The organism is Brevibacillus sp. GCM10020057, from assembly GCF_042683565.1.
Lineage (GTDB): Bacteria > Bacillota > Bacilli > Brevibacillales > Brevibacillaceae > Brevibacillus.
Genome location: NZ_JBHUJW010000023.1, coordinates 110,675 through 131,991, shown reverse-complemented (window position 1 = coordinate 131,991; position 21,317 = coordinate 110,675). Strand labels below are relative to the sequence as shown.

General features: G+C 54.6%; 23 protein-coding genes and 1 other RNA gene. 21 read left to right on the top strand and 3 right to left on the bottom strand.

What is annotated here, in order from left to right:
* Positions 1-13 precede the first annotated feature (13 nt).
* The 4 genes from aspS (at position 14) to ACFSO0_RS07550 (ending at position 4,228) form a co-directional block, all read left to right on the top strand.
* On the top strand, positions 14-1,804 hold the full coding sequence (aspS, locus tag ACFSO0_RS07565; RefSeq protein ID WP_376878542.1) for an aspartate--tRNA ligase: 1,791 nt from the start codon (positions 14-16) through the stop codon (positions 1,802-1,804).
* 49 nt (positions 1,805-1,853) lie between these two features.
* Positions 1,854-2,036, top strand: a non-coding RNA gene (gene ssrS / locus ACFSO0_RS07560) — 6S RNA.
* A 68-nt stretch (positions 2,037-2,104) separates the two neighbouring features.
* Positions 2,105-2,860, top strand: coding sequence for a tRNA threonylcarbamoyladenosine dehydratase (locus tag ACFSO0_RS07555; protein WP_376878540.1), 756 nt, complete (start codon positions 2,105-2,107; stop codon positions 2,858-2,860).
* A 6-nt stretch (positions 2,861-2,866) separates the two neighbouring features.
* The gene (locus ACFSO0_RS07550) at positions 2,867-4,228 is read left to right on the top strand and encodes an AAA family ATPase (RefSeq protein WP_376878538.1); all 1,362 of its coding nucleotides are present in this window, start codon (positions 2,867-2,869) and stop codon (positions 4,226-4,228) included.
* A 15-nt stretch (positions 4,229-4,243) separates the two neighbouring features.
* Here ACFSO0_RS07550 and ACFSO0_RS07545 read toward each other — a convergent pair whose 3' ends face one another.
* Positions 4,244-4,417, bottom strand: a complete 174-nt coding sequence (locus ACFSO0_RS07545) for a hypothetical protein (RefSeq protein WP_007782328.1) — start codon at positions 4,415-4,417, stop codon at positions 4,244-4,246.
* Positions 4,418-4,514: 97 nt separating this feature from the next.
* Here ACFSO0_RS07545 and cymR point away from each other — a divergent pair, with 97 nt between their 5' ends.
* The 8 genes from cymR (at position 4,515) to ACFSO0_RS07505 (ending at position 10,643) form a co-directional block, all read left to right on the top strand.
* On the top strand, positions 4,515-4,934 hold the full coding sequence (gene cymR / locus ACFSO0_RS07540) for a cysteine metabolism transcriptional regulator CymR (RefSeq protein WP_376878535.1): 420 nt from the start codon (positions 4,515-4,517) through the stop codon (positions 4,932-4,934).
* 48 nt (positions 4,935-4,982) lie between these two features.
* The gene (locus tag ACFSO0_RS07535; RefSeq protein WP_376878533.1) at positions 4,983-6,131 is read left to right on the top strand and encodes a cysteine desulfurase family protein; all 1,149 of its coding nucleotides are present in this window, start codon (positions 4,983-4,985) and stop codon (positions 6,129-6,131) included.
* A 167-nt stretch (positions 6,132-6,298) separates the two neighbouring features.
* Positions 6,299-6,664 (top strand): DUF4183 domain-containing protein, encoded by a 366-nt coding sequence (locus tag ACFSO0_RS07530; RefSeq protein WP_376878531.1) that lies wholly within the window; start codon positions 6,299-6,301, stop codon positions 6,662-6,664.
* A 115-nt stretch (positions 6,665-6,779) separates the two neighbouring features.
* Entirely contained in the window at positions 6,780-7,160 is a 381-nt protein-coding gene (locus ACFSO0_RS07525; RefSeq protein ID WP_376878529.1) for a DUF4183 domain-containing protein, read from the top strand.
* Between the two features lie 203 nt (positions 7,161-7,363).
* Entirely contained in the window at positions 7,364-9,625 is a 2,262-nt protein-coding gene (recD2, locus tag ACFSO0_RS07520; RefSeq protein ID WP_376878527.1) for an SF1B family DNA helicase RecD2, read from the top strand.
* A gap of 74 nt (positions 9,626-9,699) precedes the next feature.
* A complete protein-coding gene (locus tag ACFSO0_RS07515; RefSeq protein WP_376878525.1) occupies positions 9,700-10,188 on the top strand; it encodes a PRC-barrel domain-containing protein in 489 nt (162 codons plus the stop codon).
* Between the two features lie 28 nt (positions 10,189-10,216).
* Entirely contained in the window at positions 10,217-10,423 is a 207-nt protein-coding gene (locus ACFSO0_RS07510) for a hypothetical protein (protein WP_376878523.1), read from the top strand.
* Between the two features lie 34 nt (positions 10,424-10,457).
* Positions 10,458-10,643: a hypothetical protein gene (locus ACFSO0_RS07505; RefSeq protein WP_376878521.1), complete on the top strand. Its 186-nt coding sequence runs from the start codon at positions 10,458-10,460 to the stop codon at positions 10,641-10,643.
* Positions 10,644-10,836: 193 nt separating this feature from the next.
* Here the strand turns inward: ACFSO0_RS07505 and ACFSO0_RS07500 are convergent, their stop codons facing one another.
* A complete protein-coding gene (locus ACFSO0_RS07500) occupies positions 10,837-11,535 on the bottom strand; it encodes a TerC family protein (protein ID WP_376878519.1) in 699 nt (232 codons plus the stop codon).
* A gap of 367 nt (positions 11,536-11,902) precedes the next feature.
* On the opposite strand from ACFSO0_RS07500, the gene ACFSO0_RS07495 reads away from it, so the two are divergent.
* The 5 genes from ACFSO0_RS07495 (at position 11,903) to ACFSO0_RS07475 (ending at position 17,034) form a co-directional block, all read left to right on the top strand.
* Positions 11,903-12,967 carry an AI-2E family transporter gene (locus tag ACFSO0_RS07495; RefSeq protein WP_376878517.1) on the top strand — a complete coding sequence of 355 codons (1,065 nt, stop codon included), beginning with the start codon at positions 11,903-11,905 and terminating at the stop codon, positions 12,965-12,967.
* Positions 12,968-13,283: 316 nt separating this feature from the next.
* Positions 13,284-15,932, top strand: a complete 2,649-nt coding sequence (alaS, locus tag ACFSO0_RS07490) for an alanine--tRNA ligase (protein WP_376878515.1) — start codon at positions 13,284-13,286, stop codon at positions 15,930-15,932.
* A 117-nt stretch (positions 15,933-16,049) separates the two neighbouring features.
* On the top strand, positions 16,050-16,310 hold the full coding sequence (locus ACFSO0_RS07485) for an IreB family regulatory phosphoprotein (RefSeq protein WP_007727936.1): 261 nt from the start codon (positions 16,050-16,052) through the stop codon (positions 16,308-16,310).
* A gap of 10 nt (positions 16,311-16,320) precedes the next feature.
* Positions 16,321-16,737, top strand: coding sequence for a Holliday junction resolvase RuvX (gene ruvX / locus ACFSO0_RS07480; protein ID WP_376878512.1), 417 nt, complete (start codon positions 16,321-16,323; stop codon positions 16,735-16,737).
* A gap of 6 nt (positions 16,738-16,743) precedes the next feature.
* The gene (locus ACFSO0_RS07475) at positions 16,744-17,034 is read left to right on the top strand and encodes a DUF1292 domain-containing protein (RefSeq protein WP_376878510.1); all 291 of its coding nucleotides are present in this window, start codon (positions 16,744-16,746) and stop codon (positions 17,032-17,034) included.
* Positions 17,035-17,084: 50 nt separating this feature from the next.
* Here the strand turns inward: ACFSO0_RS07475 and ACFSO0_RS07470 are convergent, their stop codons facing one another.
* The gene (locus tag ACFSO0_RS07470; protein WP_376878508.1) at positions 17,085-17,453 is read right to left on the bottom strand and encodes a YunG family protein; all 369 of its coding nucleotides are present in this window, start codon (positions 17,451-17,453) and stop codon (positions 17,085-17,087) included.
* Between the two features lie 366 nt (positions 17,454-17,819).
* On the opposite strand from ACFSO0_RS07470, the gene ACFSO0_RS07465 reads away from it, so the two are divergent.
* The 4 genes from ACFSO0_RS07465 (at position 17,820) to udk (ending at position 21,261) form a co-directional block, all read left to right on the top strand.
* Positions 17,820-18,623: a DUF4405 domain-containing protein gene (locus ACFSO0_RS07465; RefSeq protein WP_376878506.1), complete on the top strand. Its 804-nt coding sequence runs from the start codon at positions 17,820-17,822 to the stop codon at positions 18,621-18,623.
* Between the two features lie 105 nt (positions 18,624-18,728).
* Positions 18,729-19,829, top strand: a complete 1,101-nt coding sequence (gene mltG, locus ACFSO0_RS07460; RefSeq protein WP_376878504.1) for an endolytic transglycosylase MltG — start codon at positions 18,729-18,731, stop codon at positions 19,827-19,829.
* 73 nt (positions 19,830-19,902) lie between these two features.
* Entirely contained in the window at positions 19,903-20,538 is a 636-nt protein-coding gene (locus ACFSO0_RS07455) for an O-methyltransferase (RefSeq protein WP_376878502.1), read from the top strand.
* Positions 20,539-20,619: 81 nt separating this feature from the next.
* Positions 20,620-21,261, top strand: a complete 642-nt coding sequence (gene udk, locus ACFSO0_RS07450; protein ID WP_376878500.1) for a uridine kinase — start codon at positions 20,620-20,622, stop codon at positions 21,259-21,261.
* Positions 21,262-21,317 lie beyond the last annotated feature (56 nt).

The following is a 21,317-nucleotide window of genomic DNA, read 5'->3' as shown; positions in this document are numbered from 1 at the left end:
GGGGATTCTCAACATGGCATGGCAATATCGCACCGTACATTGCGGAGAAGTGACAACAGAACACGTAGGACAGGAAGTCGTCCTGAACGGCTGGGTACAAAAGCGCCGTGACCTTGGCGGCGTCATTTTCATCGACTTCCGCGACCGCACAGGGATCGTGCAGATCGTCTTCAATCCGGAGCACAACAAGGAAGCGTGGGAGTTGGCGGACAAAGTGCGCAGCGAATACGTCCTGGTCGTAAAAGGCTCCGTCGTCAAACGCGCACCGGAAGCGGTCAATCCGAAACTGCAAACCGGTGAAATCGAAGTACACATTTCCGACATCCAAATCTTGAACGAAGCGAAAACGCCTCCGTTCCAAATCGAGGACGACATCGACGTCGATGAGCAGGTTCGCCTGAAATACCGCTACCTCGACCTGCGCCGTCCGGAAATGCAACGTTCCCTGATGCTGCGCAGCAAAGCGGCGAAAGCGTTCCGCGACTTCCTCGACAACAACGGCTTCGTGGAAGTAGAGACACCGATGCTGACGAAGAGCACGCCGGAGGGAGCGCGCGACTACCTCGTGCCGTCCCGCGTGCATCCCGGCGAGTTTTACGCGCTGCCGCAGTCTCCGCAGCTGTTCAAGCAGCTGTTGATGGTATCCGGTCTGGAGCGCTACTACCAAATCGTGCGCTGCTTCCGCGACGAAGACTTGCGCGCTGACCGCCAGCCGGAATTTACCCAGGTGGACATCGAGACCTCGTTCCTGTCGATGGAAGAAATTTTGCCGTTGATGGAAAACATGGTCGCTCACGTCTTCAAAACAACTTTGGGCATCGACATCCCGACCCCGTTCCCGCGCCTGACCTATGCGGAAGCAATGGCCCGCTACGGCTCCGACAAACCGGATGTGCGCTTCGGCATGGAGCTGACCGAAGTATCCGACCTGGTAGCAAACAGCGACTTCAAAGTGTTCGCGAACGTCGTTGCAGGCGGCGGACAAGTGAAAGCGATCAACGCGAAAGGCTGCGGACACTACTCCCGCAAGGAAGCAGACGACCTGCAAAAATTTGCGAACCGCTACGGCGCAAAAGGGCTCGCGTACATCGCCTTCCACGGCGGCGAGGTCAAAGGGCCGATCGCGAAGTTCTTTAAGGAAGAAGAAATCGCTGAACTGAAAAAACGACTGTCTGCCGAAGACGGCGACCTGCTCCTGTTCGTGGCAGACAAACCGAAAGTGGTGGCAGACGCTCTGGGTGCGCTGCGCTCCAAGCTGGGCGCAGAGCTCGGCCTGATCGACCACAGCAAGTTTGCGTTCCTGTGGGTCGTAGACTTTCCGCTCCTCGAATGGGATGAAGAGGCGAAGCGCTACGTGGCCCTGCACCATCCGTTCACCCGTCCGAAAGACGAAGACCTGCACCTGTTCGACACCGACCCGGGCCAAATCCGCGCCCAGGCGTACGACATGGTACTCAACGGATACGAGCTCGGCGGCGGTTCCATGCGGATCTTCAAGCGCGACGTGCAAGAGAAAATGTTCAAGGCGCTCGGCTTTACGCCGGAAGAGGCGCGCGAGCAGTTCGGCTTCCTCCTCGATGCGTTTGATTACGGTACGCCACCGCATGGCGGGATCGCTCTCGGTCTGGACCGTTTGATCATGCTGCTGGCGGGACGCACCAACCTGCGCGAAGTCATCGCCTTCCCGAAAACGGCGAGCGCGACCGACCTGATGGTCAATGCGCCGGACGTCGTAGCGCCAAGACAGCTGTCCGACCTGCATATCGCCACAACCGCAGAAAAAGAAGAGAAGGTAGAAGCGTAAGCGACTTGCGCAACCGTATGACGATTTGATACAGTGGTAATACTAACATGAAGCCCTGCGATGTACGTGATATCCGATAGTTTTGAGCCACAAAGTTTGTTTAGGGAGTTTTTCGTCCGCAACTATAAAGGCATGCCTCCGTTAGCGTGGACGTCTGTCATAGTTGGGCAAGACACCCACCTGCGATTAGCAGGTTCAAAACTAAGGAGAAACACGGCATAATGGGGCTCCTTTTTTGGCTGGAATCCTACTTTTCCGATGGATAATAATTTCTCTGATGAAATGAAAGGTGACAAGATAATGCTTCATCAATTTTCCCGGTGTGAATTGGCCTTCGGTCCCGAAGGTTTGGAAAAAATGAAAAATAGCCGCGTTGCGGTGCTCGGTGTAGGCGGGGTAGGCTCGTTTACGGTCGAGGCGTTGGCCCGTACCGGTGTAGGCAAGCTCGTCCTGGTGGACAAGGATGTCGTGGACATTACGAACATCAACCGGCAAATCCATGCGACACTCCATACGATCGGACAGAAAAAAGCTGAACTGATGAAGGAACGGATCGCCGCCATCAACCCGGAGTGCGAGGTCTTGACCTTGAACATGTTCTTCACCCCCGAAACGGCTGACGAGTTTTTCGCTCATGAGGTAGACTATATTGTCGATGCCATGGACACGATGTCTGCCAAGCTGCACTTGATCAAGGAAGCAAAGCGCCGGGGCATCCCCATCATCTCCAGCATGGGCGCGGCGAACAAAATGGACCCGACCCGCTTCGAGGTGGCCGACATTTCGCAGACGAGCTACGACCCGATCGCGAAAGTCATTCGCCGCGAGCTGCGCAAGGCGGGAATCTACAAAGGAGTGAAAGTGGTCTATTCCCGTGAGATTCCAGTGACCGTGCGCTCAGACGTGCGCGAGCAGATCGTCACCAACCCGAATTCCCCGATTAGCAAAGTGCGGCAGCCCCCGGCAAGCAACGCCTTTGTTCCATCTGTCGCCGGATTGATTTTGGCGAGCGTCGTGGTGCGCGACCTGTTGGACTGGCAGCCGATCAAAGGATAGATACCTATGGACGATCTCTTTTCGTTTGCTTTTGACCAGCAGGGGGGAGGCAGGCAAAAGCCGCTCGCTGCCCGGATGCGGCCGCAGTCGATCCAGGAGGTCATCGGACAGTCGCACATCCTCGCACCGGGAAAGCTCTTGCGGCGCGCCATCGAAGCGGATCAGGTGTCTTCCCTGATTTTTTACGGACCGCCGGGAACCGGCAAGACCACCTTGGCGAAAGTCATCGCCCGGTCGACGAGATCCCATTTTTCCGAGTTGAATGCAGTCACGGCTGGCGTGGCGGATATTCGGAAAGTGGTGGAGGCAGCCAGGGAACGGCTCGTCATGGACAACCAGCGGACGACGCTGTTTGTCGATGAGATTCATCGCTTCAACAAATCCCAACAGGACGCCTTGCTGCCGTATGTGGAAGAAGGAACGATCATTTTGATCGGCGCGACAACGGAAAATCCTTACTTTGAGGTGAATCCGGCGCTGCTGTCCCGTTCCCAGATTTTCGCGCTTCAGCCATTGTCGCATGAGGAGCTGAAGCAGGTGATGGATCGCGCGCTGACGGACGAGGTGAACGGGCTGGGGGATCTGTCCGTCACGCTGACGCCCGAGGCTGCCGAGCATTTGATCCATTACGCAGAAGGAGACGCCCGGCGGTTGTTGAATGCACTGGAGCTGGCTGTCACCACGACTCCCTCAGATAAGGACGGGCGCGTGCTGATAACGCTGGAGGTGGCCGTCGAGTCTATCCAGCGCAGAGCCGTGCGCTACGACAAGAGCGGGGACAATCACTACGACACGATTTCCGCTTTCATCAAGTCCATACGCGGCTCCGACCCGGATGCTGCCCTGTACTGGCTGGCGCGCATGATCGACGCGGGAGAAGACCCGCGATTCATTTCCCGCAGGCTGGTTATCTCCGCATCGGAGGACATCGGAAATGCTGATCCGCAAGCGATAGCGGTCGCCGTTGCCTGTTTTCAGGCCGTAGATCTGGTCGGCATGCCGGAGGGGCGCATTCCTTTGGCGCAGGCGACGACCTATCTGGCGACGGCCCCGAAGAGCAATGCAGCGTACAACGGCATCAATGCCGCGCTGGAGCGCATCCGCCAGGACGGACACAAGCCTGTGCCGATTCACTTGCGCGACGCCGCGTACAAAGGTGCGGCCAAGCTGGGGCATGGCAAAGGATACAAATATCCGCATGATTACCCATATGGGTATGTACCGCAGCAATATTTGCCGGATGGCGTGCAGTATTCCTTTTACCAGCCGAAGGATTACGGCTACGAGCGACATATCCGAAAGTTCCAGGAAGAGCGAAAAAAGCTGGATGAACGCGGGTTGCCGACAAGAAAAAACTCCCCCGAATAAAGGGGGAGGAACCCGTCAGGTGCGGACATCTCCGCCCGGCTTGTTTGGCAAATCGCCGTTTTCATTCGGTTGTTTGCTCTGCTCGCTGGCTCCGTAACGGGCTTTGTGAGCGATCGTTCCTGCCGGCTGATCGTACAAGGTGTCAGACGGGTGGTTTCGGCCCCGTTCTGACCGTTTGTTTGTCGCCATCATACTTCACCCCCTGGATGCTAGTGTGTCCCGGCAGAGCCAAGTCATGTAAACAGGAAAAAATGGGGAAACGACACAGAAAGAGGAGAGTTGCTACGTGAAGATTTCTACGAAAGGGCGTTACGGGCTGACGATCATGATGGAGTTGGCCAACCGTAACGGAGAAGGGCCGACTTCCCTGCGAAGCATCGCCCAGCGTCACGATTTGTCCGAACACTACCTGGAGCAGCTGATCGCGCCGCTGCGCAACGCAGGCCTGGTCAAGAGCATCCGCGGCGCTTACGGGGGCTATGTGCTTGCCAAGCAGCCGGAAGAAATTTCGGCTGGCGACATTATCCGCGTCCTGGAGGGGCCGATCAGCCCGGTCGAGTTTGCGGAAGAGGAAGATCCAGCGAAGCGCTATCTGTGGCTGCGCATCCGCGACAGCATTTCCGCCGTGCTCGATTCCACGACGCTGAAAGACCTGATCAGCTATGAGGACGATGGCCGTTCGGACAGCTACATGTTTTACATTTGACCCAAGTCAATTGATTAGAAGCTACCAAGTACGTAGAAGGTGACATCCGTGTCTGACATGATGTATTTTGATCACGCTGCCACTACGCCGGTTCATCCCCGTGTCGTGGAAGCGATGATGCCATATTTGACGCAGGTGTTTGGCAATCCATCCAGCGTGCACGGCTTCGGCAGGGAGGCGCGCAAGGCGTTGGAGCAGGCGAGGGACCAGATCGCCGCTTTCATGGATGCCGAACCGCAGTCGCTTATTTTTACCGGAAGTGGGACGGAAGCGGACAACCTGGCGATCATCGGCGGTGCGATGGCCCAGCGGGAGCGCGGCCGCCACATCATCACCTCCCGGATCGAGCATCACGCTGTCCTGCACGCTTGTGAATACCTCGAGCAGGCAGGCTTCGAGGTCACCTACTTGCCAGTTGACAAGACCGGCATGGTTCGACTGGCTGATTTGCAAGAAGCGGTGCGCCCGGATACGGTGCTCGTCTCCATCATGTACGGAAACAATGAAGTCGGCACGATTCAACCGATTGTCGAGATCGGGACGTTTTTGCGGGAAAAGGGGATCGTGTTCCATACGGATGCGGTGCAGGCGTTTGGCGTACTGCCGATAAGTGTGCGGGAACTGCCGGTGGACATGCTCTCTGTCTCGGCGCATAAAATCAATGGTCCCAAAGGAGTCGGCGCCCTGTACCTCGCGCGCAAAACACCGATCTCCCCAATTGTTCATGGAGGCTCTCAGGAGCGCAAACGGCGGGCCGGGACGGAAAATTTGGCGGGCATCGTCGGCTTTGCAGAAGCGACGAGGGTGACAGCAGAAGAAATGGATGCACGCGTCGCCAAATACAGACGGATGAAGGAAGAAATGGAGTCTGTCTGGAAATTGACGGGGATTGCCTACCGTATCAACGGGCATCCGGAAGCGGTCTTGCCCCATATTTTCAATGTCAGCTTCATCGGGGCCCACACCGAGACGATGCTCATGAATCTCGATCTGGCGAACATCGCTGCCTCGAGCGGCTCAGCCTGCACATCCGGCTCGCTGGAGTTGTCCCACGTGTTGCGTGCGATGAATCTGGATGACGCAATTGCCCAATCCGCCATCCGCTTTAGCTTTGGCATCACCAATACGGTGGAAGAAGCGCGGAAGGCCGCGCATGCTGTCGCACAGATTTTCTATCGCCTGGTCAAGCGTGCATAGGCGGCGCAGTTTACGGACAGACGTTGAAAAATATTGCTTTGTGCAAGCGACAACCGTTTGGAAACATCCAAACGGTTAATTGCGTTGCACAGGTAGGTAGGAAACTATTCCAATTCAAGAGTGCCGACATATTCTGGAAGCAAATGTCTGTGAACAGGGGGGAGGATATGCGCCCTCGATACGTCCGGTCGCTTGGATCTTCGCTCGCTGTGCCAGCCGGATGTCCGGAAATTTTTCCGGGAATGGTCGAGCAACAGCGGCTACTCAAGACCGAGATATACTACTACTGTGCGATTGCCAGCGGAACGACACGCACCTTTACGGACCAGGACCGCTTGTTAGAATACGACTCTTCGCCGATCCTTGACCCCGATCAAGTGTCCTATATCAACCTTTATATTAACGGGATGCTGCAGCCGCCGATTGTGTACGAGGTGAAGCGCGGGGTGCTGCTGGTGAAGACGTCGGACATCCCCCAGGCTGGAGTCATCATCATGCTGCAGTTCGTGAAGATTGTCATGCCTGCGACATAACGTGAGCTTGTATACAGTCCGTCAAAATGGGGAGTTTCGCAGTGTCACTCGTCCCACACGCTTTCAGCAAGTCCACATAAAATAAAAGCAGATGCGTAAAGGAGGGTGATTTCACATGGCGCTGGAAATCATGAAAATTGTCGTAGGCGCGACGACGACGACAACCTTGGAACCCACGTTGACCAGGCTGTTTTACCAGGTACCTGCCAACACGAATGGTCCCACGACTTTGACGATCGATGCCGCCGATTTCATGGGGGACGATGGTAACACGATTACGGAATTGCCGACCCTGGATGCGAACAACGCCTACTATAACGTATACATCAACGGTGTGATGCAGATGGCCGACCTGTCCGTTTATACGCCGGGTGCAACAGGGGTCGGATCGCTTGCCATCACCGTACCGAATGGCCAGAGCATTTCAATGAACACCGTAGTCGTTCTGGAGATCGCCAGCTTTGCTCCCGTTTCTACCACAGTCATCACAGGGTAATCCAATAAATGGCGAGCCCTCGCTGGTTTCACAGGAGATCACAGCAAAAGCCGCCGCGCCGGCGAAAATGGCCGAACGGTTGTCATGGCAGGGAAAACGCTTTACAATTTAACAAGAGTTTTCGGGAAAATCCACTTTGTACGAAGTGGATTTTTTCCTTCCTGAATGGGAACGAGAATCGAGCTGGGTAAGGAGGGAGCAAGTTGGAGCAGCAGCAGTCCATTTCCTTGTTTGCGGAGACGTACATACGCGGCTTTGTTACACAGGAGATTTTTTATAATGAGGAAACATGGTACGGAGTCATCCGTCTAAAGATAGAAGAGACAACCGAGTCCATCAAGGAATCGGAGGTTGTGATCGTCGGCAACTTCCCGCGTCCTCACCCGGATGAGCTGTACACCTTTTACGGAGAGTGGAAGACGCATGCCCGTTTTGGCCAGCAATATGTCGCCAAGCGCTACGAACGGGAGACGCCCAAGACTATCGCGGGCGTCGAGCGGTACTTGTCGAGCGGGCTTTTCCAGGGCATCGGCAAAAAAATGGCGAAGCGCATCGTGGAGCATCTGGGGGTAGACGCCCTCGCGATCATCGCCGACTATCCGGAGCGGCTGGCGGAGGTGCCAGGCATATCGGAGACGCGCGCCAAGATCATCTACGAATCGGTCATCGAGCATCGCTCACTGGAGAGCGCGATGGTGTTCCTGTACGATTTTGGCATCGGCGTCAACATGGCCTTGCGCATCTACCAGACGTACAAGCTGGAGACGATGACAGTGCTGAAGGAAGAGCCGTACCGCCTCATTGAAGATATTCAGGGGATCGGCTTCAAGCGGGCGGATGACATCGCGCGCTCGACGGGCATCGCGGCGTCGTCCGAGGAGCGGGTAAAGGCGGCCGCTCTGTATACGCTGCAGGAGGCGTCCTATTCGGAAGGGCATGTGTATTTGCCAGTGGACGAGCTGTGCGAAAAAACGAAGAGGTTGCTGGACGAGTGCGGAGGTCACAACTTTGCGGCGGAAGACATTACCTATGCCGTAGAAGCCTTGTTCGTCAACAGCAAAGTCGCCTGGGAGGACGATCGGGTGTATCTGCCTTCCCTGTTTTTCGCGGAGCTCGGCCTGGCAAAGCGGCTGCGCCATTTATCCACCCGCGATCAGTTCGGGTCTTTTCCGGCATCGGAGCTTTACCGGGCGATCGGCGCCGTCGAGGACGAGCTGGCGATTACGTACGCCCAGACGCAGCGGGATGCGATCGAACAGGCGATCACGTCCGGTCTGATGCTGCTCACAGGCGGTCCCGGAACAGGGAAGACGACGGTCATTCGCGGGATTTGCCGCGTGTTCGCGCAGCTGCATGGCCTGTCGCTGGATCTGAAAAAGTACGGAGAGGACAATCCGTTCCCGATCTTGCTCGTCGCGCCAACCGGACGTGCGGCCAAACGGATGACGGAGACGACCGGGTTGCCGGCCATGACGATCCACCGGCTGCTCGGCTACAAGGGTGAGAGCTTCGAGCACGATGCAGAAAATCCCATTCGCGGCAGGCTGCTGATCGTCGACGAGATGTCGATGGTCGATATTTGGCTGGCCAATCAACTGTTTCGCGCCATCCCGGACGACATGCAGATCATCATGGTCGGCGACCCGGATCAGCTGCCATCGGTGGGACCGGGCAACGTGCTGCAGGATATGATCCGCTCCGGCCTTGTGCCGCTCGTCCAGCTGACCGAGATTTACCGGCAGGCCGAAGAGTCCACGATCATCCGTCTGGCGCATAACGTCCGCAAAGGGCATGTACCGGCGGATTTGCTGGATACGACTCCGGATCGGCGATTTTTCACAAGTTCGCCACAAGATGTACCGGAAGCGGTGAAACAAATTTGCTCCGGGGCCGTAAAGAAAGGATATACAGCAAAAGATGTACAAGTCTTGGCCCCTATTTATAAAGGCAATGCCGGGGTGAACCGGTTGAATGAAGAGCTGCAGGAGCTGTTCAATCCAAAAACGCCCCAGAAGCGGCAAGTCGTGTTTGGAGAGACGGTTTTTCGCACAGGCGACAAAGTTCTGCAATTGGTAAACAACGCAGAGGAACAGGTGTTCAACGGAGACATGGGCGAAATTGTCGCCATTTTTTTCCCGAACGAAAACGCAGAGAACGAAGAGATGCTGGTCGTATCCTTTGACGGCCGCGAAGTGACGTACAAACGCTCGGCGTATCATCAGCTGACGCTGGCGTACTGTTGCTCCGTCCACAAGTCACAGGGCAGCGAGTTTCCCATCGTCGTCATGCCGTTCGTCAAAAGCTACTACCGCATGCTGCGACGCAAGCTCGTGTACACGGGGATCACGCGCAGCAAATCGTTCCTCATCATGTGCGGCGATCCGGAGGCGTTCCGCACCGCTGTCGAAACCGATGAGGAAGGCGTGCGGTACAGCTATTTGGAAGAGCGGCTGCGGCACGAGTGAAGCTGGAACCATTTGCGTCGCATGCCCCGCTTTCTTTCGCCAGATACTAAAAGGGCGGAAGGGGGATGTCCCACATGCGCAAGGCAATGGATGTAGTCGGCTTGCCTGTCGTCTGCCTCCAGACTGGGGAGACGATTGGCACCGTCTGTGACATTCTTTGTGATTCCACTTGGCATGTACGCGGAGTCTTGCTGAGCGAACAGGGCTGGTTCCATTCAGGTACCTACATTCCTGCCGATCGAATCTACGCGGTAGGGGAGTCCTGCCTTACCGTATCGGGAAAAGACGCGATTACGCCCCTGCCTCATCTCGCCGGGCTGGAACCAGTCGGCATCGTGACGGGAAAGACAAAATTAAAAGGGAAAGCGGTCATTACCGCTTCCGGAGAACTCCTGGGCAGACTGGAAGACGTTTACTTTTCAGCGAACTGGGAGAAACTTGTAGGGTACGAACTGTCCAACGGCTGGTTCGCGGATGTAACGGAAGGGCGAAAACGCCTGTCCGCGCCGGCTTCCGTCATCGTCGGGGAAGAGAACCTGATCGTGCCGGACCATTGTTCGTAGCCAGGCGTGAAAGGGAGGAATAAGCGTAATGCGTGTCATTTGCCCGAACTGCAGTTCCAAAGACGTAGGAAAGATTGGTACCAATCAGTACTACTGCTGGAATTGCTTCATAGAGATGAGCGTCACAGGCGAGCAGATTGCCTCTGTCTACCAGGTAGAAGAAGACGGTTCGCTGCATTCGCTCAACGATTTGTTTATCGAGGATCAGACGGTAAGCGCTCAGTTCAATATGTAACTGAGCGGCCAAAACAACTGGAGGTGGCACGCTCATGGTAATGAAAAGCCTGTTGCGCGTCCTGGCCGCAAGCGGAATCGTGGCCGTCATCGGCTATTTGATGGCCCCGCGTCGCCGCAGTGGATTTTCCCTGAACTGGAACCGGTTGCCCTTTTCCATGCGCAATATGCAGCGCATGATGAAAACGGGACGCAAACTGATGCGTGCCGTCGCTCGGTAGTTTGGAAGTAAATGGAGGGCTGACACCTGCTCGTCGGGGTGTCAGCCTTTTGTTCTGTGGTCCTTGACACCGGAAGCCTTCGCCTGCCTGCCGGAATGGAGGTGTTGGCAAATGGCGCGGCGCCACCTGATCCATGCGCAGGTGGCGCCGCTTGTGCATACACTATTGCTATCGCCGGCAATCGTGGAGAGGATTACGGCTGCTCGGCGAGCCGTTTTTGTTTTTCCTTCTGTTTTTGGCTTTTCATCCGTCCGGTCAACAGGACGCCGACTACAACGGCAACAATGAACACCCATTTGACCCACGGATAAGCGGCGAAGAAAGGCGCGAAAAATTTTTCCGACGTGAACATGTTCGCTGCCGTGTATGCCAGCACAGCGGAGCCGATGTAGATGACGATCGAAAAACGCTCCATGATCTTCAGAATCAGGGTGCTTCCCCAGACCATGATCGGGACGCTGATGACAAGCCCGATGATGACCAGCCAGAATTCGCCGTGTGCCGCACCTGCGACCGCGATGATGTTATCGAGGCCCATCACTGCATCAGCCACGATGATCGTCCAGATGGCCGCGCCCAGGCTGCCGCTGGCTTTTACGTTTTCGTGACTGTCATCCTGAACCAGCAGCTTCAGCGAGATCCATACGAGGATCAGACCGCCGACGAGCAATAGTCCAGGGATTTTGAGCAGCCAGACGACGGCCAAAGTCGCCAATGCACGAATGATAACGGCCCCGACCGTTCCCCAGATGATTGCTTTCTTTTGCTGATGGGCGGGGAGATTTCGTGCGGCCATGCCGATGACGATTGCGTTGTCGCCGGCAAGCACCAGGTCGATGACGACGATGGCGAACAGCGCTGACCAAAATTCAGGGGTAAACAACAGTTCCATTTCTCTTCCTCCTTGTCCTTGGAAAGTATGAATCCCCCGGCCGTTTTCTTGATACCTCCAGTTGTCTGCAGAAAAGGGGGAAAAGAAAACGACCTTTCCCTGTACAGGAAAAGGTCGCGAACATACACAAAAAGACCTTCACCTGTCAGGCAAAGGTCTTGCTTACAACATTAGCTACATGTTGCCAACATAGCCGGGGATTTCTCCCGTAATGACGACTATGTTGCGAAAAAGCTACTCCCCTTTGGAGATATCCACTTGTATTATCATACTACTTCGAGGATTCTGATGTGTCAATAGGGCACATGTTTTTTGTGCGGCTGTGACAGCCTAAGAGATACGGGAATAGGAAGGGAGGTCTGTCAGCGTGGATGAACTCCGGCGCAGTCGCCTGTTCGCCGCAGCCCTTTGGCTCATCGCCATCCTGATTATCGCCAATCTGTTGTGGTTGCTTCGGCCTGTTTTGTCGCAGCTGCTGCATTTGCTGGAGGAAGTGCTGGCGCCCGTCCTTGCAGGGCTCATCATTGCCTATTTGCTGCATCCGATCGTGCAGGCGCTGGAGAGACGCAGGATGCCGCGGCTCATAGCCGTATTGCTCATATACGCTTCGTTCGTCCTCATCATTGCCATTGCCGCAGTCAACGCCATTCCGATCTTTACGAAGCAACTGGTGGAGCTGTCCGACGATTTGCCAAGGCTGTCGGAGTGGTACTATAAATGGATGAGCGAGTGGGAAGCACATAAATATTTTTTGCCGGACAGCATTTCGCATGGAGTGGATCGGGTCATCATCCAGTCGCACGAGCGGATGTCGCATACGGTTACAGAGCTGGTGAACAACGCGCGCAACTCGCTCGGGAAGGTGCTCGCCTATGCGGTCGTCCCGTTCATTGCCTTTTACCTGCTCAAAGATATGAAGGAGCTGCACGAGACAGGGATGTCCATCGTGCCCCGCGCCTACCGCAAGCAGGTTCTTGTCGTGCTGCGGGATATTAACGAATCGCTCGGCAATTACATACACGGTCAAATGATGGTCGCGCTCATGGTTGGCCTGTTCGCCTATTTGGGTTACTGGCTGGTAGATATGCCGTATCCGTTCGTACTCGCCAGTTTCGTCTGCCTGACAAACATCATCCCCTACATCGGACCATTGATCGGGGCAGCACCGGCGGTCGTCGTGGCCTTGACGATCTCCACGAAGACACTGCTCCTCGTGCTCGTCGTCAACATCGTCATTCAGGTGGTCGAGGGCAACATTCTCTCACCGAATATCGTCGGCCGTTCCCTGCATCTGCATCCGCTGCTGATCATCATGGCCTTGCTCGTCGGTGAAGCGGTTGGAGGGATTATCGGTCTGATCGTGGCGGTGCCCGTGCTGGCGGTCTGCAAAGTCGTGATCAGCCGCATCGCGCTCATGATTCATGAAAGTTGACAGTGATCGCCCAAAAAATTTATAATACGAACAAAGCAATACTGGATTTGATCAATGAGGGAACGAGTACGTCGCAGCCCTTCTACAGAGAGGACGCCCCACGGTTGAGAAGGCGGCCAGAAGAAGTGCGACAGAAGGCTACTCCTAAGACCGGGAAAAAACCGGCGGCTTGGCACCGTTAACGGCCCGGAAAGCGACAGGCATGGTCTCCCGAACGGAAGGCGAGCCTGTAAGCAGGGTGGTACCGCGAGAAAAACAGTTCTCGTCCCTGAGGGGATGGGGGCTTTTTTTATTTTTTCATAAGAGGAGAATGGAAATGAAGAAACTGACAGGCAATCAAATTCGCCGCATGTTCCTGGATTTCTTTGTGGAAAAAGGACATCGCATTGAACCGAGTGCTCCTCTGGTTCCCATCGACGATCCGTCCCTTCTGTGGATCAACAGCGGCGTCGCGACCCTCAAAAAATATTTTGACGGACGCATCATCCCGGACAATCCGCGTATTACCAACTCGCAAAAATCGATTCGCACCAACGACATCGAAAACGTAGGGCGCACTGCACGCCACCATACGTTCTTCGAGATGCTGGGGAACTTCTCCATCGGCGACTACTTCAAGGAAGAAGCAATCGAGTGGGCGTGGGAATTTTTGACCAGCCCGAAATGGATCGGCTTCGATCCGGAGCGGCTCTCCGTCACAATTCACCCGGAAGACGAAGAAGCCTTTGAATACTGGAACAAAAAAATCGGAATTCCGGAAGAGCGCATCGTCCGTCTGGAAGGCAACTTCTGGGACATCGGCGAAGGCCCGAGCGGCCCGAACACAGAGATTTTCTACGATCGCGGCGAGGAGTTTGGCAACGATCCGAACGATCCCGAGCTGTACCCAGGCGGCGAAAACGAGCGCTATCTGGAAGTGTGGAACCTGGTATTCTCCCAGTTCAACCACAATCCGGACGGCACCTACACGCCGCTGCCGAAGAAAAACATCGATACCGGGATGGGTCTCGAGCGGATGGCATCCATCCTCCAGGGCGTGGACAACAACTTTGAAACCGACCTGTTGTTCCCGCTGATCGAGGAGACGAGCAAAATCTCCGGTGTCGCTTACAAGTCGAGCGCGGAAATGGACGTTGCCCTGAAAGTCATCGCGGACCATGCGCGTACTGTCGTGTTTGCGATCGGGGACGGGGCACTGCCTTCCAACGAAGGTCGCGGCTACGTCATCCGCCGTCTGCTGCGCCGTGCCGTGCGCATGGGCAAAAAGCTGGGCGTGGAAAAACCGTTCCTGTACAGCCTGACTGCCACTGTCGGCAACATGATGGGCGAATTCTATCCGGAAGTGGTGCAAAAACGCGAGTTCATCGAAAAAGTAATCCGTGCGGAAGAAGAGCGTTTCCACGAAACATTGAACGACGGGCTGGCGATCCTCTCCGAAATGGTGAAAACCGCCAAGGCGGAAGGCAAAACGCAGCTGTCCGGTCAAGATGTGTTCAAAATGTACGACACTTACGGCTTCCCGGTCGATCTGACGGAAGACTTTGCGGATGAGCAGGGTCTGACGGTAGACCGCGACGGCTTCGACAAAGCGATGGAAGAACAGCGCGAGCGCGCCCGTGCTGCCCGTCAGGACGTAGACAGCATGCAGATTCAGGGCGGTCCGTTGTCCGAGCTGACGGTTACGAGCGAATTTGTTGGGTATACTGAATTGGTAGCAACAGGAAAGGTCGAAGCGATCATTTGGGACAACCAGTTGGTGGATGAGGCAGAAGAAGGCCAGACGGTTCAGGTCGTTTTGAGCAAAACGCCTTTCTACGCAGAGAGCGGCGGACAGATCAACGACGAAGGCTTCCTGGTCTCTGACGCCGTAAAGGCACGAGTGACGGACGTACAAAAAGGTCCAAAAGGCCAAAACATCCACTCCGTGATCGTCGAAGCAGGCACGCTGCGCAAAGGCGATGAAGTGCACGCAGAGGTCAATCGGGAAGCGCGTCTGGCGATTACGAAAAACCACACCGCGACACATCTGTTGCACCAGGCGTTGAAGGATGTTCTGGGCACGCATGTCAATCAGGCGGGTTCCTTGGTCGCGCCGGAAAGACTGCGCTTTGACTTCACCCATATCAGCGCGATCGCGCCGGAAGAGCTGGAGCGCATCGAAGCGATTGTCAACGAAAAAGTGTGGGAAAACCTCGCTGTCGAGATCTTCAACAAACCGCTGGCAGAAGCGAAAGCGATGGGCGCCATGGCGCTGTTCGGCGAAAAATACGGCGACGTCGTCCGCGTCGTCAAAGTAGGCGACTACAGCCTGGAGCTGTGCGGCGGCTGCCACGTGAACAACACGGCGGAAATCGGCCTGTTCAAGCTTGTGAGCGAGAGCGGAATCGGCGCAGGTACACGCCGGATCGAGGCTGTTACGGGACGTGCTGCCTATCAGTTCCTGAACCAGCAGTTCGCGACGCTGAAAGAAGTGGCGCAAGCCTTGAAAGCACCTGTCCTGGCAGAGGTGCCTGCGCGCGTGGAAGGGCTGCAGCAGCAGTTGAAAGAGGTGCAGCGTGAAAACGAATCGCTGCGCGCCAAGCTGGGCAATATCGAAGCAGCTTCCCTGACCGACCAGCTGAAGCAGGTGGACGGTATCAACGTGCTCGCTGCCCGTGCCTCGGCTGTCGATATGGATAACCTCCGCGGCATGGTGGACGAGCTGAAAAACAAACTCGGCTCCGCTGTCATCGTCCTCGGTGCAGTAGATGGAGAGAAAGTGAACCTCGTGGCAGGGGTCACCAAAGACCTGATGGAGCAAGGCATCCACGCCGGCAAGATCATCAAGGAAGTAGCGACACGCTGCGGCGGCGGCGGCGGTGGCCGTCCAGACATGGCGCAAGCGGGCGGAAAAGACCCATCCAAGCTGCAGGAAGCGCTGGACGCTGTAGCCGAATTCGTAAAAAGTCAGGCAGTGGCGAAATAACACTTCTGGACAACTATTTTCTGAAATCGACAAGGAGTAGGCTCGTCCGAAGTCGAATACATTGGGTAGCAAAAAGCCATAGGGCTATTAGTCTCAGAGGAAATCGAGGTGTTGATTGTGAGTTCGTTGGATAATACCATGAAATTCACGGTGCCAAAGGAAGCGAATGCGGCGGATGTGCAAGAGACATTGACAGAGGTGTACAAGGCCCTGCAGGAAAAAGGGTATAACCCGATCACCCAGATCGTCGGTTACTTGCTTTCTGGCGACCCGGCGTTTATCCCACGTCACAACAACGCGCGCAGCCTGATTGGCAAATTGGAACGGGACAAAATCATAGAAGAGTTGGTGACCGTTTACTTGTCCGAACGCAAGTAAACCTGCGAATATGACACGTTTAATGGGATTGGATGTTGGCGACAAGACGATCGGTGTCGCGGTCAGCGACGAGCTGGGCTGGACTGCCCAAGGGGTAGAGACTATCAAACGGCAGTCCAAGGAAAAGGATCTGGCCCGTTTGAAAGAGCTGATCGCCCAGTACCAGGTCGGAGCTATTGTGGTCGGACTGCCGAAAAACATGAATGGCACGATTGGCCCGCGCGCGGAAATGTGTCAGGCATTCGGGAAGCTTCTGCAGGAACGTACTTCTCTTCCCGTCCACATGTGGGACGAACGGTTGACGACGATGGCTGCGGAGCGTATGCTTATCTCTGCCGATGTCAGTCGTCAAAAGCGCAAAACGGTAATTGACAAAATGGCGGCCACATTGATCCTCCAGGGATATTTGGACGCAAAATCGAGGTGACCCAAGATGAGTGAAGAGATGCACGAAGAATTTGAAGTGGGCGATGTGATCGCCCTGACCGAAGAAGGAACCGAGGAACCACGCGACTTCCGCATCATGTACATTTTTGACATTGAAGACCGCAGCTACCTGGTGCTGGTGCCTGTCGACCAGGAGGACGAGGAAGAGTATGAAGTTCACTTCCTGCGCTACGACGGCACGGACATGCTCCAGCCGATCGAAGACGACGAAGAGTGGGAGCAAGTCGAAGCCACTTTCGAGACGCTGATCGCCGATCTGGAGAAGGACGGTATCTAGTCTGCCAAAACGGGAGAGCCCCTATATACGGGGTTCTCTTTTTTTATTTGTCAGGGGAGATATTGGGACAGAAAATTTACTACCGCATGTTTCAGGTAGTTGTATTGTTCTGCATTCGTATCACGGAAGGCTTCTTCCCGACTTGATAACTGATCTTCATAGACGATAGGTTCTCTGAACTGAGACTCGGTGAAGTCGTATCGCTGTCCCGAAATGCGGTTGTAAAAGTGAACGCCATCAGGTAATGGCGTTTTCACAATTTCGCCGCCGAGTAAGTCATTTACGACTAAAGCTGTCACTCCGCACTGTCCCCGTGCAGGGTTATTTGGAGTCCACTTTGAGCTTGATTGGAGAGACCATGCTTTTATCAGGACTTGCTGTAAGTTCTGCGGGGTCGGCGCAAAATCAGCTGGATTCATAAACAGCCCTCCCAGAAATATACAAAAGGTTATTGAGAAATAAATTAAATTAAAATGGCAAATATTGTTAAATGTGCGTGTAAAGTGTTGAGTATTTCATGCAATTATGCAATGGTATCTTACATGGACAAGAGGGTATGTTAAGTTGGATTGCCATGGGGAAACTTGATAAAATCGCTATTTTTTCCTGTATCATAACCATGGTCTTCATGTTAAGCTGCTGCGCAAATATTGTATACGTTACATAAATATTCATCCCTCTTGAATTGCCTATCATAAATTTTATTACGAAAATCCAATTTTTCAAAGGTGAATGAAAGATTCGAGCGCTACAGTACTTACAGGCAATTATGGAGGGTGGAGAGAATGAAAAAAATCAATGATGTAAAGTTTTTGCTTGATGTTGTCATGGCCGTATTGTTTGTCTTGTTCTTCAACAAAAATGTGCTAGGCGGGTTAGCCTTTCATGAAATCGCGGGTCTCTTTTTTGCTGCTGCCTACATCACGCATGTTCTTCTGAATTTGGATTGGGTGAAGCGAGTCACTGTAAAAATGTTCGATCGCGGCTTATCGTGGAGAGTTCGCGGCAGTTATGCGTTGAATCTGCTGTTGCTGCTCTCCATGACCTTTATTATTGTCAGCGGAATTTTGGTTTCCCGTATCGTATTTCCGAATATTCACGTGGGCAATGAAGGCTGGTTTAAAATGACCCATATCTCGGTGTCCTTCCTGGTACTGGCGCTAGTCGGGGTCCATGTCGGCCTGCATTGGCAGTGGGTTTTGAACATGTGCAAGAAAATGACGTGCGTGAAAAAGAGCCGATCCTGGCTGCGGTATGCAGCGCAGGGCTTGACGGTGATCGTTCTGCTCTTTGGTGTGTACCAAATCAATCAGACTTCGTTCGTTACGCGACTGAAAAGTTCGGTGTCGGCTTTTAGCGTACATACGAATCAAGCAGGACCAGAAGGCAGAAAAGCTGTCGGTGGCAAAGAAATAGGCGAAATGAGAGGAGAGAGACCAGCCGGGGGAGAAGGTCAACCCCGTCGGCGGGGAGGAAACGTGAGCGTCGCAAACGTTCTTTTGACTTATTCCGGAATCATGGCGGTGTTTGTCATTGCAACCCATTATCTGAGAAAAGCAAGCTTCTCCCGCAAAACAAAAGAGGGTTGAAGCTGTCCAGGTTTGTGAAAATAGGCTGCACAGTGACAAGCCCGACATCCCTCCTGTATAATAAATAGGATTGAGAGTAGAGACCCTAAAGGGAGGATTTCGCACTTGAAACCCATGTCAGTGAGGCCTGATCGTCAGGCAGATCGATCCGGTGTGATGCGCCGCAGGCGAGGCGGAGGAGTTTTCCGTCTGATCGCTGCGCTCTTTCTGCTGATGGTCGTGGTCGTCGGGGGAGGAGTCCTGTACGTCTATCAGCAGCTGCAGCCGGTCGAAGGCGAACAAACCGCCCGGAACGTAACGATCCCCACAGGCGCATCCATCAAGGAAATCGGACGCTTGCTGGAAGAGGCGGGTTTGATCCGAAATGCAAATATGTTCAGCTACTATGTGAAGTATAAAGGCGTGGCCCCGGGGCTGAAAGCAGGGGAGTACCAGTTTACGGCCGGACAGACGATTGATGCCATGCTTCAGGACATGACGGAAGGCAAGGCGATCGTCTCCGCGAAGCGCTTTACCATTCCCGAGGGGTGGAACATCGAGCAGATCGCCGACCATTTGGACAAGGAAGGCATCGTGGACAAGGCCGCCTTCCTCAAGGAAGCGGACGAGGGGGATTTTTCCGAGTTTCCATTCGTCGCCCAGATTCCTGAAAGCAAAGAACGCAAGCATCGTCTGGAAGGATATTTGTTTCCCGAGACGTACGAAGTGTTAAAAGACGCCACCGCCCATGATATCGTGGCCAAAATGCTGGCCCAATTCCAGAAAGAGTGGAAGCCGGAGTGGACAGAACAAATCAAGGCGCGCAAGTTGACCATCGATGAGGCAGTCAATCTCGCTTCGATCGTGGAGCGGGAAGTGACAGTCGACAAGGAACGGCCAATCGTGGCGGGCGTATTTTACAACCGGATGCGCGACAAATGGCCGCTGCAGGCGGACGCCACAGTCCAGTTTGTCCTCGGCAAGCAGCGGGACCGGTTGACCTTTGAGGATCTGAAGGTGGACAGCCCGTACAACACGTATAAAAATCCGGGGCTGCCACCGGGGCCTATCGCCAACCCGGGGCGGGCTTCCCTCGAGGCTGTGGTCATGCCTGCCAAGCACGATTACTTCTTTTACGTGACGAAAAAGGACGGCACATCGGAGCATTACTTCTCTCGCACTTTGGAGGAGCACAACGCGAATAATGCGAAAAGCAGGGGAAACTAAACGGTTTCCTCTGTTTTAATGAGCAAAAGAGTTATGCTATAATAATCCGGTTGCAAGATAGAGGAGTGAAAAGATGATAACCAATCCGGCGATAGATGAATATATATCGAACCTGATTCCCGAGCGCTCCCCGCTGCTCACGCGTCTGGAGCAGGAGGCGAAAGCGGAGAACATCCCCATTGTTCAGCTGCCGTCTGCGCAAGTTATGAGGACGCTGCTGTTGCTGCATCAGCCGAAGTCGATCCTGGAAGTAGGCACGGCCATCGGCTATTCGACGATCTGGCTGGCAGAGGCGGCACCCAAGGCGCGCATCGTCACCATGGACATCGACGAGGAACGGCTCGCCCGCGCGCGGGCCAACGTAGCCGAAGCAGGCTGTGCGGAGCGGATTGAGATTTTGTCGCGGGACGCCACGCTTGGGCTGCCTCAATCCTATCAGTTTGATTGCCTGTTCATCGATGCGGCAAAGGGCCAGTATCGGACTTTCCTCGATTTGTATTTGCCGCATCTGCGCGTCGGGGGACTCGTCATCAGCGACAATGTGCTGTTCCGCGGGCTGGTAGCGACACCGGACGAGGCTTCCAAGCGCCAACGTCCCATGATCGACAAGCTGCTCGCCTTCAATGCGCATCTGGCCGGGCATCCTGATCTGGAAACGACGTTTCTCCCGGTAGGCGACGGACTGGCTGTCAGTCTGAAAAAGAAGTAGCGGGATACGGCCAAGACATGATGCATGAAAACAAGCTGCGGCACGCTGCTGCGATGTGAAACAGGAAAGGGGTTATGAAGCATGCGCAACCCCGTTTTGATTGGGGTAGCTGGAGGCAGTGGATCTGGCAAGACGACCGTCGCCAGGGAACTGTTCCGCCAGTTTCAAAACGACAGTGTGGCCATGATTGAGCAAGATTCGTACTACAAAAGCCAGGATCATTTGAGCATGGAGGAGCGGTACAAGACCAACTACGATCATCCGCTGGCCTTCGACAACGACCTGATGCTGTCACACCTGAAAGATTTGCTGGAAGGTAAAGCCATTGAAAAGCCGATATACGATTTCAAAGTGCACACGCGAAAAAAAGAAACGGTCCGGATTGAACCCAAAGATGTCATCATTTTGGAAGGCATGCTCATTTTGGAGGACGAGCGGATTCGCGACCTGATGGACATCAAGGTGTTCGTGGACACGGACGCTGATGTGCGCATTGTGCGGCGGATCGCGCGCGATATTGAGGAGCGCGGCCGCTCGCTGGAGTCTGTGGTCAATCAATACCTGAATGTTGTGCGGCCGATGCACCTGCAGTTTATCGAGCCGACGAAGCGATACGCCGACGTAATCATTCCGGAAGGCGGCTACAACCTGGTCGCTCTCGATCTGCTGTCGACGAAGATCAGCAACATTTTGCTGAAAAAACAGCAGCTTGCCAATACGTAATGCGTCCATTTCCAAGGGGTTGTCTCCAAGTCGATTTTTTGACTGGGAGACGCCCC

Bases quoted from the DNA above. Each gene is read 5' to 3' on its own strand.
- aspS (WP_376878542.1), top strand. From the start codon at position 14: ATGGCATGGCAATATCGCACCGTACATTGCGGAGAAGTGACAACAGAA.
- ACFSO0_RS07555 (WP_376878540.1), top strand. From the start codon at position 2,105: ATGCTTCATCAATTTTCCCGGTGTGAATTGGCCTTCGGTCCCGAAGGT.
- ACFSO0_RS07550 (WP_376878538.1), top strand. From the start codon at position 2,867: ATGGACGATCTCTTTTCGTTTGCTTTTGACCAGCAGGGGGGAGGCAGG.
- ACFSO0_RS07545 (WP_007782328.1), bottom strand. From the start codon at position 4,417: ATGGCGACAAACAAACGGTCAGAACGGGGCCGAAACCACCCGTCTGAC.
- ACFSO0_RS07530 (WP_376878531.1), top strand. From the start codon at position 6,299: ATGCGCCCTCGATACGTCCGGTCGCTTGGATCTTCGCTCGCTGTGCCA.
- ACFSO0_RS07525 (WP_376878529.1), top strand. From the start codon at position 6,780: ATGGCGCTGGAAATCATGAAAATTGTCGTAGGCGCGACGACGACGACA.
- ACFSO0_RS07515 (WP_376878525.1), top strand. From the start codon at position 9,700: ATGCGCAAGGCAATGGATGTAGTCGGCTTGCCTGTCGTCTGCCTCCAG.
- ACFSO0_RS07510 (WP_376878523.1), top strand. From the start codon at position 10,217: ATGCGTGTCATTTGCCCGAACTGCAGTTCCAAAGACGTAGGAAAGATT.
- ACFSO0_RS07505 (WP_376878521.1), top strand. From the start codon at position 10,458: ATGGTAATGAAAAGCCTGTTGCGCGTCCTGGCCGCAAGCGGAATCGTG.
- ACFSO0_RS07500 (WP_376878519.1), bottom strand. From the start codon at position 11,535: ATGGAACTGTTGTTTACCCCTGAATTTTGGTCAGCGCTGTTCGCCATC.
- alaS (WP_376878515.1), top strand. From the start codon at position 13,284: ATGAAGAAACTGACAGGCAATCAAATTCGCCGCATGTTCCTGGATTTC.
- ruvX (WP_376878512.1), top strand. From the start codon at position 16,321: ATGACACGTTTAATGGGATTGGATGTTGGCGACAAGACGATCGGTGTC.
- ACFSO0_RS07475 (WP_376878510.1), top strand. From the start codon at position 16,744: ATGAGTGAAGAGATGCACGAAGAATTTGAAGTGGGCGATGTGATCGCC.
- ACFSO0_RS07470 (WP_376878508.1), bottom strand. From the start codon at position 17,453: ATGAATCCAGCTGATTTTGCGCCGACCCCGCAGAACTTACAGCAAGTC.
- ACFSO0_RS07465 (WP_376878506.1), top strand. From the start codon at position 17,820: ATGAAAAAAATCAATGATGTAAAGTTTTTGCTTGATGTTGTCATGGCC.
- ACFSO0_RS07455 (WP_376878502.1), top strand. From the start codon at position 19,903: ATGATAACCAATCCGGCGATAGATGAATATATATCGAACCTGATTCCC.
- udk (WP_376878500.1), top strand. From the start codon at position 20,620: ATGCGCAACCCCGTTTTGATTGGGGTAGCTGGAGGCAGTGGATCTGGC.